Raw genomic sequence first — 10,382 nt, forward strand, 5'->3', positions numbered from 1 at the left:
GACGTGGTTCAAGTAAATTATTTATTTTTGCGCTACGAATATAAACTAAAAAAACAATATTATCATGAAAACAGTTATTAATCTTGTGTTGGCCATCTGTGTTATCTGCTTGGTATATATATGCTACGGCAGTATTATGGGCCCTATCAATTTCGACAATGAAAAGAAAGTCAGAGAAAAAGCAATTATTGCTCGTCTGATTGATATCCGTAAAGCTCAGCAGGAATATCGTTCAGTTCACAATGGAGCCTATACAGCTAACTTCGATAGCTTGATTGCTTTCGTTAAGACTGCAAAACTTCCGTTCATCATGAAAGTGGGTTCATTGACTGATGACCAGCTGAACAATGGTATGACTGAAAAGAAAGCCATGGAATTGATTAATAAAGCCAAAAAGACTGGTAACTGGAGTGAAGTAGAAAAAGAAGGTCTGCAGAACTTCCGTCGTGATACCATGTGGGTAGCCGTAATGGATACAATCTTTGAAAAAGGATTCAATCCTGACTCTTTGGCTTATGTTCCTTATGGAAACGGTGCTAAATTTGAAATGGCTGTCCGTCAGGACACTACTAAATCTGGTGCTCCTTTGAACTTGTTCCAGGCACAGGTTTCTTACGATGTATATCTGAAAGGTCTGAACGAACAGGAACTGATTAACTTGAAAGATATGCAGACTAAACTGGGTAAATACTGCGGTCTGAAAGTTGGTGACATCGAACAGCCGAATAACAACGCTGGAAACTGGGAATAATTTATGGCCCAACCCATTGATTTTAATAAATCAGAGCAATATATATTATCCATCCGTCTTAGTACGGATGGATTTTCTTTTTCTATCTATCACCCTCTGTACGAGAGTGAAGCCTATTTCAGTTCTTCACCTGTCAATACACAACGTTCTATGGCGGCCAATGTGAAAGCCTATCTGACAGAAACAGAAGAATTGAAACACCCTTTCAAGCAAGTCAATATCCTGATCCATACCTCACGCTACACGACTGTTCCGTTGGAATTATATGAAGACGAACAGACCGAACTTTTATTCTATCAGAATCTTCCCACCCAAAGCAATGAGGTGATACTCTGCAATATCTTAGGCAAGAGCAATGTGGTGATTCTTTTCGGGCTGGATAAGCTGACCCACTTATTCCTGACAGAACATTTTCCCAACGCACGCCTGTTTGCTTCCGTCAGTCCGCTCACGGAATTCTTCTCACATAAATGCAAGCAGAATGAAGGACGGAAATTGTTTGCCATTCTCCACCCGGAAAGCATGGAAGTGATTGGATTTGAAAAAGAAAAACTGACCTTACTGAACTCATATCCAACTTCCAGTCTACACGACTCATGCTACTATTTGCTCAATGTGTGGCAACAAGCCGGATTTGACCAGGAAAAAGATGCTTTATACATCCACAGCAATACACAAGCAGCCCAGTGGGAAGAATTACTTCCTGTGTTACGGAAATACATACGAAAACTTTATATCATTAATCCACAAATGGAATTCAACGATTTGCCCCTCAGCCACATCAAGCAGATTCCATTTGACATGCTATCTTTAACTTCATGCGAGTAATAAGCGGAATATACAAACGAAGACGTTTCGACGTCCCTCATACATTCAAGGCACGCCCGACCACGGACTTTGCCAAAGAGAACCTGTTCAACGTACTCAACAACTACATTGATTTTGAAGACGGAGTGACTGCCCTTGACCTGTTTTCCGGAACCGGAAGCATCAGCATCGAACTGGTATCCAGGGGCTGTGACCAAGTGATATCTGTGGAAAAAGACCCACAGCATCACGCCTTTATCAGCAAGGTCATGAAAGAAGTCAAGACAGACAAATGCCTTCCGTTAAGAGCCGATGTATTCAAATACATTGAGAAATGCGGCATGCAGTTCGACTTTATCTTTGCCGACCCTCCGTATGCCCTGGAGAACCTGGCCCGCATTCCTGACCTGATTTTTCAGTACAACCTGCTGAAACCTGAAGGAATTTTTGTGTTGGAGCATGGCAAGAATCTCAGTTTTGAACAACATCCCTGCTTCTTTGAGCACCGTCACTACGGTAGCGTCAATTTCTCGTTTTTCAGAGCAAAGGAGCAAACAGACGAACAACCGACTCTGTAACCTTATTTTCCCAGGAACGCTTTTCCCAAACTCTGGCCGAAAGTAAGATGCAATCCTTCTGATCAGCCAGGAAAATCTCACGTAAAGCCAGTGCCGTCTCTTTATCATAAAAGAAGGCATTGGCTTCAAAATTATGTTCAAAGCTGCGAAAGTCCATATTGGTTGACCCTACCGTGGAAAGTACATCATCACATACCATGAGTTTGGAATGCAGGAAACCTTTCTTATACAAATAAATCTTGACACCAGCCTTCATCATTTCCGACAAATAAGACAACGACCCTTTGTGAATTAACCACGAATCCCCTCTCTTAGGTAACATAATCCGCACATCCACGCCTGCCAAGGCCGCCGTCTGCAAAGCCGCCATAATCTCCTCACTCGGTAGAAAATAAGGGGTCTGCACATAGAAATATCTTCTGGCACCACAGATTGCCATCATCAATCCTTGCATGATGTCACGCCACTCTCCCACTGGGTCGGAAGTCACAATCTGCGCCAATACCCTGCCCTGAACTGGAATCTTCGGGAAATAAGCTTCAGATGTCAGTAAGGTACGGTCAATGGCATACCAGTCGGTCAGGAAAGCTGTCTGAAGTCCATATACAGCCTTTCCCTCCAATCGTACATGTGTATCTCTCCACACTCCTTTTCCCAATCCCTTTACATAACGTTCAGCCAGATTCATGCCTCCGATAAAACCTACGTTCCCATCCACCACCACAATCTTCCGATGATTCCGATAGTTCACCTTACTGGTAAACTGAGGGAAGCGGACCTTCAAGAACGAGAGTGCTTCAATACCCTCGCAAAGCATCTGCTCATAGAAATCATGCGGGACTTTCCAGCAGCCCACATCATCGTACAGAACCCGTATCTTTATTCCCGCACGAGCACGGTCGATTAAGGCATCACGAACCAATCTGCCCACTGCATCGTCTTCAAAAATATAAAATTCCATGTGAATGTGATGTTGTGCCTGGTGAATGGCCTTCAACAAATCAGACAACATAGATACTGCATCCGTGTACACCGTTACCTTATTTCCGGCAAAAGGCAAGGCATTATTGACCCGATTGAAAAAATCCATCAGCCGCTGCTTCCCATGTTCACCTCCTACCGATAACTGTGCCTGATAGGCTGCCATGGGGCGCTTACTTAAACGTGCATATCCTTTCCGGCTTATCAACCGTTCCTTTCGCGTACTCCTTCCAAAAAACAAATAGAGAATCAATCCAGCAAGTGGAAGAAAGAAAAGTACCAAAATCCATGCCATGGTCTTTACCGGGCTACGGTTATCAAGAATCACGACAAAGATGGTCGTCAGTATCACTGCAAAATAGAGGAAATAGGCTGCGGCCACAAAGATACTATTCCAGACTGCTACATCCATCAAACTTTGGTTTCCAACAAAAATACAAGATATTTAGATAAAGGCAAAAAAAATACCGCAAAAGTCGGATACAACTTTTGCGGTACTTCTTATCTCCTGACATCAGAATCTACGCGGTCCATGTCCTCCTCCAGGACCAAATCCAGGGCCTCCAGGACCTCCCATACGAGGACCGGCCCCTTTACCGCCAAACAGATTCAGGCGGTAAATAAAGTGAATCATACAGTAACTGTAAATGGCATTGTATTCTGTATCACTTCGCATAGCGGCACTGATGACACGGCTGATATTACTCTGATTACGCAAGATATCATAGAACTGGATGCTGACCGTAGCAGCATTACCCTTCAGGAAATCCTGCGAAATCTGTGCGTTCCAAATCAATTCATCACGGTTCATACTTGCATCTGCATATCCACGACGTGAGTTCTGTGAAATATCAGTAGCAAGCGACATGTTCCACGGCAAGCGGACATTCGTACTGGCCCCATAAGAGAACTGGTAAGTATCCATGTTGTTTTCTTCCTTGAAGCTGTTTCGTGAGTGAGTGTAAGCCAGAGAACCATTCAATGAAAATTCCCACCAGTCATTCCGGTAAGTACCTCTCAAACGTTCACTCAATGACAACTGACGAGTCTTGTTCTTGTCTGAAAGGCCCTGCGACTGCATGTCGCTCATATAACTTACAATGTTGTTATAGCGAGCCATGGTAAACGTATTGATGGTATATTTCTTGTTTCTCAAAGCCGTATTCGACCCTAAAATACCAAACAAATTCCAGTTCCCGTTAATGTTGTCCGGCTGGGTAATCGTTCCACCAGTCGACTGGTCATAAATACTTCGGTTACTGATACTGTTCATCACATTCTCAAAGCGGAAATGCGTCATAATACCCCGCTGCGTTTTCGTATTGAAAGTATTATAGAAAGCCATGAAAGTGTTTGTAAATGCCGGCTTCAACCCCGGATTTCCTCGACGGATATTCAACGGGTCGGTAGTATCTTCAATCGGAAGCAAGTCGGTCATACTCGGCTGAGAGCTTCTTCCACGGTAGTTGATTCGCAACTGGCTCGTCTTCGAAAAATTATAGCGGAAATCAAAGGTCGGAGTAAAGTTGAAGACGCGACGCACTGTAGCGGTATCCAACTGATCCTTCTTGTAAGTCAATTTTGATTTCTGCGGCTGGAAAGAAGCTCCGACATTCAAACGCATCTTTTCACGAATCCATCGCAATGAAATATCTGCCTGATGGTTATAATAAGTATACTGGGCACTCTTACTATTCTGCGTATCCAGTTCTCCCATGTAATCACCCCCGAATCCCTGGCTAATAACCCAGTCTTCAGGCATCGTATAAGTTGAATTGTCACTCTTCGAACGCTTGTACTGGAAATTATAGCTGAACTGCAGGAAACCACCCTTGAAAATAGGTTCACTATACGTAAAGCGTGCACCGTAATTGTAGTTCAAAGTCGGAGTGGTGATATAACGGTTCAAAACCTCCTCCAGGTCTTTTTCCGTAAGATCCGCTTCCGTTTTCTGGAAATAGTCTGTTTTAGATTCAGAAAACTGTTCGCTCGAGCTGTTCGTATAATTATAAGTACCACGGAAAGTAATGTTACGACCTGCCTTTCCTAAGCGACGGTTAATCATGGCCGAACCTCCCACATTAAAATCGCTACCCTTTTGCAGGCTGTTACGGAGAATCGTATTGACGATATTCTCTTCTGGAATCAGATCAGACAAGTTATCCCCTGCATTCAGAATCTCATCGGTAGAATATCCCGGATCCTGATTGAAGGTATATGAATGGGTGCCACTTCCATTATTGTCTTTTCCGTAAGTCAGACGCGGACGAACGATTACCGTGGTCATGGTATCCGGTTTCCACTCAATGCGGAAATCAGCCGTCAACGAAGTAGTTTTGTTCCGGTTAGACGTCAGCGCGTTCTTGAACGAACTACTTGCAGAAGAAACGAATGTTTCCGAAGCCTGCTTGCTAATAATATCTGCATCCTTATAATTATAATTTACACTACCACCAGTTTCCAGTTTTTCACTCTGAGTGCTAAAGTTAAAACCACCCATCTTGATACTGGTCAATCCATTTTGTCCACCCCAGCGGAAACCACCTCCACCACCGGGATAACCATTGTCGTTCACATTGTTCATAGAACCGATGACAGTAAACTGATTGTTCCCCACAAAACGGTTCAACATCACCTTGCCACTATAACGGTCCTTTGTTCCGGCGGCTAAGTCCACATTACCAAACCAGCCTTTGTTCATTCCCGGTTTCACACTCAAGTCGAGCACGGTTTCTTCCTCTCCATCATCAATACCTGTCACCCGAGCCAAATCTGACTGTTTGTCGTATGCACGTACCTTATCAATGATATTCACCGGCAGATTCTTCATGGCGATATTCGGATCGTCTGCAAAGAATTCTTTTCCGTCAATCATGATTTTCTTGATTTCCTTACCATTGATGGTAATCTTTCCGCTCTCGTCTACCTCGGCTCCCGGCAGTTTCTTCACCAGTTCCTCCAAAGCTGAGCCCTCCGGCACACGGTATGCAGAACTGTTATACACCAACGTGTCTTCTGCAGCCGTCACTTCCGGAGCTTCTGCCACTACCACCGCCTCTGCCAACATAATGGCATCCGCCTCCAATGGTACTTTACCTACATTCGCTCTCAGATTGTTCCTGGACAGAACTACTTGCTTGAAATAAGGCGAATAACCAATGTATGAAATTTTCAACAAATACTTACCTGGACGTACTGATAAAGAAAAATGACCGTTCAAGTCCGTCACATTTCCCACTACCATCGAGCTGTCCTTCACTGAAAGGAGTTGCACTGTAGCCTGAATCACAGGCGAATTGTCTCCCTTGTCTATCACCGTTCCAGAAACGGAACCTCGGCTGCCCCCGCTTTGTGCAAAAGCAGAGATGGCTACCCCAACCATCAGCAGCAATCCCAATAAAAATCTTTTCATTGCCTTTCCTTTTTCTTCCATTGATTAATTGTACCTTTGACAATCATCATGGAAAAAGGTTTAACCCTCTATCTTCTTTTTTTATTTATTTTCGTCTGAAATTCTTCTCTATTCTCGCTTTCTGCATCAAGAATTCCTTGCAAAACACATTGATTACCATATATACAATACCCACGGAATTATCTGCTTCCTGCAAATTCCCGTCGTACGCCGACTTCACCAGCATCACTACATAATAAATCCCCCACAAATAAAGCGAAATCACCATCGCCTTCCGGCGAATAGAAGCTCCCTCCTCTTCCTCATCTTTCATCCGGGCCAGGAAAATCATAAATAGTGAAATCCAAATCACCAGTTTCATTCCCATTTTCACATACAGCAGATTTCCGTCGTCCACCTGCCCGAACATATACATCAATAAAGGTACAAATACCGCCAGCAACAGCAATACATACCCTAACAAACGGCACGAAGCCGGTAAAATTCCTTTCATAACTTAATTTATTTTATTGGCACAAAAATACTTAATTGTAAGGCAATATCCGACATCTTCTAACTTTTTTTCTAAATTTGCGGCTAAAACAAATACACTTATGAGCAAACAGGAAGTTATCATTTGCCAAAATTTCACCGCGGAACTCAGCCAGAAGATATCCGCCCATTCATACGACAAGATCTTTATCCTTACCGATGAACATACCTGCCGTTTCTGCCTTCCCTTACTGCAAGACATTCCCTGCCTGAAAGAGGCTGAACAGATTGTCATCGGTCCGGAAGATATACATAAAAATTTAGAAACGCTGGCCTACGTATGGAACCAGCTCAGCAGCCGAGGAGCCACACGCCATACTCTCCTGATTAACCTGGGAGGCGGAATGGTGACCGACTTAGGAGGCTTTGCCGCAGCCACTTTCAAGCGGGGCATTGCCTGCATCAATATCCCGACCACCCTGCTCTCCATGGTCGATGCAGCCGTAGGCGGCAAGACGGGCATCAACTTCAACGACCTGAAGAATGAAATCGGCTCTTTCTACCCTGCCGACCAAGTATTGATTGACAGCGAATTTCTGAAAACTCTTGACCCACAGAATCTGCTTTCCGGTTACGGGGAAATGCTGAAACATGGCCTCATCAGTAACCAGGCACACTGGAGCGAATTGCTCAAATTCGACTTGAACCACATCGACTACTCCCAACTGCAAAATCTCATCGGAGAGTCCGTACAGGTGAAAGAAGACATCGTGGAAAAAGACCCTTACGAACAAAACATACGGAAAGCTTTGAATTTCGGACATACCATCGGGCATGCTTTCGAAAGCTTTTCCTTAAAGACGGAACATCCAGTGCTTCATGGTTATGCCGTAGCCTGGGGAATGGTTTGCGAACTCTATCTTTCCCACCTCCGTTGTGGCTTTCCCAAAGAAGCATTGCGCACTACCATCCAGTTCATCAAAGAAAACTATGGCAACCTGTACTTCACCTGCGATGATTATGATACTCTCTACGACCTGATGAAGCATGACAAGAAAAATGTAGCTTCCGGTGTAATCAACTTTACCCTGCTGGGAGGAATTGGGGATATCCGAATTAATCAGACCGCCTCACAGGAAGAAATCTACGAACTGCTGGATTTTTATCGCGAAACGATGGGATAGGCCCCTTGTAACCCAACGGGCCTTTTCCTGACAGTCAAATTGAATTTTAAAATTGGACGAAATAATTGCGGAAAAAGTTTGCTTATTCCGAATAAAGCACTACCTTTGCATCCGCAATTCGGGGTGTAGCTCAGCCCGGTTAGAGTACGCGTCTGGGGGGCGTGTGGTCGCTGGTTCGAATCCAGTCACCCCGACTGGAAAAAGCATTGATAATCTGATGATTATTGATGCTTTTTTGTTTTTAGGCATATCGCTGTAAGTGACGGTTTAATCGAGCAAATTAAACCCAAAAGTAAACCAAGAAGTAAACCAACAAGACCCAAAAGCCACCACCTATTTAGGGAAGGGGAATATACTTTCCTTCCCCTCAACGCATTTTATAAGCCAATACAGAATAAACCACAAACGTAAAGGCCATCAGTACCACACCGAACACAGAGATATAAATTGCATTCTCACAGGTCTTAGCAAGCAACTTCCCTAAATTCAGACAGCCAATTGCCACATTCCAAAATTGGCATAACCGGATAGCCAACACATATTGCCGTCCCACATTTGCCTCTGTTACCCGAAAGGCAAATCTATAGTATCGGGCGGGTACAAACATACTACAACCCAGCACTAAAAATAAAAGCAACATCACAAAACCTGCCGCACCGTTTTCCTGAAAAAACAGTCCACCTGTCTGTTCACTTCGGTACAGTATATATATCCAACCCGCCAATACCGGCAGAAAAGCGATTCCTGTCAGCAAATAGTCGAACATGCTCCGCTGATACCGGACATCACGACCGCTCCCTGAATAAAATCCCAAATTAATCATCAGCTTCTTCTCCCTCTAATTTTTTCCGGTTACTTTTCTTCAATCTCCCGCTTTTACGCAAGGCCTCATTGATAATCCACTGCAATTGGCCATTGGTACTGCGGAATTCATCAGCTGCCCACTTCTCTATCGCATCCATCGTGGCAGCGTCTACCCGCAGCACAAAGCTCTTGGTTGTATTTTCTTTTTTGGGCACTATTATCTATCCTCACTTAAAATTAAACGACCAAATTTTTAATGATTCAGTGTACCTGTGTTCAACACCGGCTGGGCAGCCTCATCCGCACAGAGTACCACAAGCAAATTGCTTACCATAGCGGCTTTCTTTTCTTCGTCCAACTCCACAATCTCCTCTTTCGACAATTTGTCCAGTGCCATGTGAACCATTGAAACGGCTCCTTCTACGATTTTCTCACGGGCACTGATGATAGCCGAAGCCTGCTGGCGCCGAAGCATGACCGCTGCAATTTCCGGAGCGTAGGCCAGATAATTGATGCGGGCCTCCAGCACTTCCATGCCAGCCATTGCCAGACGTTCATTCAACTTCTGCTCCAACTGCTCATTGATTTCCTCCCCTCCCGAGCGAAGTGTCAACTCATTGGTTGCTGTTTCATTATCATCATACGCATACTGTCCAGCCACCTGACGCAAGGCTGCATCACTCTGTATCTTCACAAAGTTCTCAAAGGCATTCATACGGTTGGCCACCGCACTTCCCACATTGGCCGACTTCCCGTCTCCCGTACTGGCCATGGTCTGTGCATCAATCTCAAACATGGCTTTATAGGTGTCTTTCAACCGCCACACCAATACCAGCCCAATTAAAATAGGATTACCAATCTTGTCATTCACCTTTATAGGTTCCACATCCAGGTTACGGGCACGAAGTGACAGCTTCTTTTTGTCCATGAACGGATTCACCCAAAAGAATCCTGTTTCTTTAAATGTGCCTTTATATTTTCCAAAAAAGACCATGGCGCGTGCTTCGTTGGGCTCCAACTGCATATACCCGCAGTTTAAAATGATCCACAATAGCACCATCACTCCTCCCAATGCATAAAAAAGAGTTTCTCCTACGGTAAAACACCATGCAGTCAATCCTGCCCATACAAATAAAAATAAGAAAAGAGCTAAAAAGCCGTTCATCTTGAAGCCACTGAATTTTACTTCCTTCGTTTCCATATCCATCAGATTTAAGTGGTATTATTTTGATATCACAAATATATTATCCTTCAAGTAAAAATCCAAATGCCGAAGCTTATTGTTTCTTATCTTTAACAATCTATAACCGTGAATGTTGGCTCATCCAAATATGAAAAGGAGGGTGTGTCAAAATGCATACCCTCTTTTTTTATGACAACGCCCCGACTTTCCC

General features: G+C 44.0%; 10 protein-coding genes and 1 tRNA gene. 5 read left to right on the plus strand and 6 right to left on the minus strand.

Annotated features, from left to right (window positions below; genetic code table 11):
* Nucleotides 1-64: 64 nt before the first annotated feature.
* Genes RDP42_RS08425 through RDP42_RS08435 form a run of 3 tightly spaced genes read left to right on the plus strand, consistent with a single transcriptional unit; the run spans nucleotide 65 to nucleotide 2,136 of the window.
* Nucleotides 65-751 (plus strand): hypothetical protein, encoded by a 687-nt coding sequence (locus tag RDP42_RS08425; RefSeq protein WP_204475444.1) that lies wholly within the window; start codon nucleotides 65-67, stop codon nucleotides 749-751.
* Between the two features lie 3 nt (nucleotides 752-754).
* Nucleotides 755-1,579, plus strand: a complete 825-nt coding sequence (locus RDP42_RS08430; RefSeq protein ID WP_308763317.1) for a DUF3822 family protein — start codon at nucleotides 755-757, stop codon at nucleotides 1,577-1,579.
* Complete coding sequence (locus tag RDP42_RS08435; protein WP_303915165.1) at nucleotides 1,570-2,136, plus strand: RsmD family RNA methyltransferase; 567 nt, start codon at nucleotides 1,570-1,572, stop codon at nucleotides 2,134-2,136. The genes RDP42_RS08430 and RDP42_RS08435 overlap by 10 nt, the downstream gene beginning before the upstream one ends.
* On the opposite strand, the gene cls is transcribed toward RDP42_RS08435, so the two are convergent.
* The 3 genes from cls to RDP42_RS08450 form a co-directional block, all read right to left on the minus strand.
* Nucleotides 2,096-3,529 (minus strand): cardiolipin synthase, encoded by a 1,434-nt coding sequence (cls, locus tag RDP42_RS08440; protein ID WP_308763318.1) that lies wholly within the window; start codon nucleotides 3,527-3,529, stop codon nucleotides 2,096-2,098. The genes RDP42_RS08435 and cls overlap by 41 nt on opposite strands.
* A gap of 102 nt (nucleotides 3,530-3,631) precedes the next feature.
* Complete coding sequence (locus tag RDP42_RS08445; protein WP_308763319.1) at nucleotides 3,632-6,529, minus strand: TonB-dependent receptor; 2,898 nt, start codon at nucleotides 6,527-6,529, stop codon at nucleotides 3,632-3,634.
* Nucleotides 6,530-6,614: 85 nt separating this feature from the next.
* Nucleotides 6,615-7,022, minus strand: coding sequence for a hypothetical protein (locus tag RDP42_RS08450; protein ID WP_308763320.1), 408 nt, complete (start codon nucleotides 7,020-7,022; stop codon nucleotides 6,615-6,617).
* Nucleotides 7,023-7,122: 100 nt separating this feature from the next.
* Here RDP42_RS08450 and aroB point away from each other — a divergent pair, with 100 nt between their 5' ends.
* Nucleotides 7,123-8,184 carry a 3-dehydroquinate synthase gene (gene aroB / locus RDP42_RS08455; protein ID WP_303915177.1) on the plus strand — a complete coding sequence of 354 codons (1,062 nt, stop codon included), beginning with the start codon at nucleotides 7,123-7,125 and terminating at the stop codon, nucleotides 8,182-8,184.
* Between the two features lie 119 nt (nucleotides 8,185-8,303).
* Nucleotides 8,304-8,378, plus strand: a tRNA-Pro gene (locus RDP42_RS08460).
* Between the two features lie 173 nt (nucleotides 8,379-8,551).
* Here the strand turns inward: RDP42_RS08460 and RDP42_RS08465 are convergent.
* The 3 genes from RDP42_RS08465 to RDP42_RS08475 are packed head-to-tail and all read right to left on the minus strand — an operon-like array spanning nucleotide 8,552 to nucleotide 10,189.
* Complete coding sequence (locus tag RDP42_RS08465) at nucleotides 8,552-9,007, minus strand: hypothetical protein (protein ID WP_308763321.1); 456 nt, start codon at nucleotides 9,005-9,007, stop codon at nucleotides 8,552-8,554.
* Entirely contained in the window at nucleotides 9,000-9,203 is a 204-nt protein-coding gene (locus RDP42_RS08470; protein WP_308763322.1) for an Arc family DNA-binding protein, read from the minus strand. Before RDP42_RS08470 ends, RDP42_RS08465 begins: the two co-directional genes overlap by 8 nt.
* Before the next feature lie 38 nt (nucleotides 9,204-9,241).
* On the minus strand, nucleotides 9,242-10,189 hold the full coding sequence (locus tag RDP42_RS08475) for an SPFH domain-containing protein (RefSeq protein WP_308763323.1): 948 nt from the start codon (nucleotides 10,187-10,189) through the stop codon (nucleotides 9,242-9,244).
* Nucleotides 10,190-10,382: the final 193 nt, after the last annotated feature.

It is taken from the genome of uncultured Bacteroides sp., assembly GCF_902472605.1.
GTDB lineage: Bacteria > Bacteroidota > Bacteroidia > Bacteroidales > Bacteroidaceae > Phocaeicola.

What these genes read in the sequence shown, in the direction of transcription:
- RDP42_RS08425 (WP_204475444.1), top strand. Translation starts at nt 65, where the DNA reads ATGAAAACAGTTATTAATCTTGTGTTGGCCATCTGTGTTATCTGCTTG.
- RDP42_RS08430 (WP_308763317.1), top strand. Translation starts at nt 755, where the DNA reads ATGGCCCAACCCATTGATTTTAATAAATCAGAGCAATATATATTATCC.
- RDP42_RS08435 (WP_303915165.1), top strand. Translation starts at nt 1,570, where the DNA reads ATGCGAGTAATAAGCGGAATATACAAACGAAGACGTTTCGACGTCCCT.
- cls (WP_308763318.1), bottom strand. Translation starts at nt 3,529, where the DNA reads ATGGATGTAGCAGTCTGGAATAGTATCTTTGTGGCCGCAGCCTATTTC.
- RDP42_RS08445 (WP_308763319.1), bottom strand. Translation starts at nt 6,529, where the DNA reads ATGAAAAGATTTTTATTGGGATTGCTGCTGATGGTTGGGGTAGCCATC.
- RDP42_RS08450 (WP_308763320.1), bottom strand. Translation starts at nt 7,022, where the DNA reads ATGAAAGGAATTTTACCGGCTTCGTGCCGTTTGTTAGGGTATGTATTG.
- aroB (WP_303915177.1), top strand. Translation starts at nt 7,123, where the DNA reads ATGAGCAAACAGGAAGTTATCATTTGCCAAAATTTCACCGCGGAACTC.
- RDP42_RS08465 (WP_308763321.1), bottom strand. Translation starts at nt 9,007, where the DNA reads ATGATTAATTTGGGATTTTATTCAGGGAGCGGTCGTGATGTCCGGTAT.
- RDP42_RS08475 (WP_308763323.1), bottom strand. Translation starts at nt 10,189, where the DNA reads ATGGAAACGAAGGAAGTAAAATTCAGTGGCTTCAAGATGAACGGCTTT.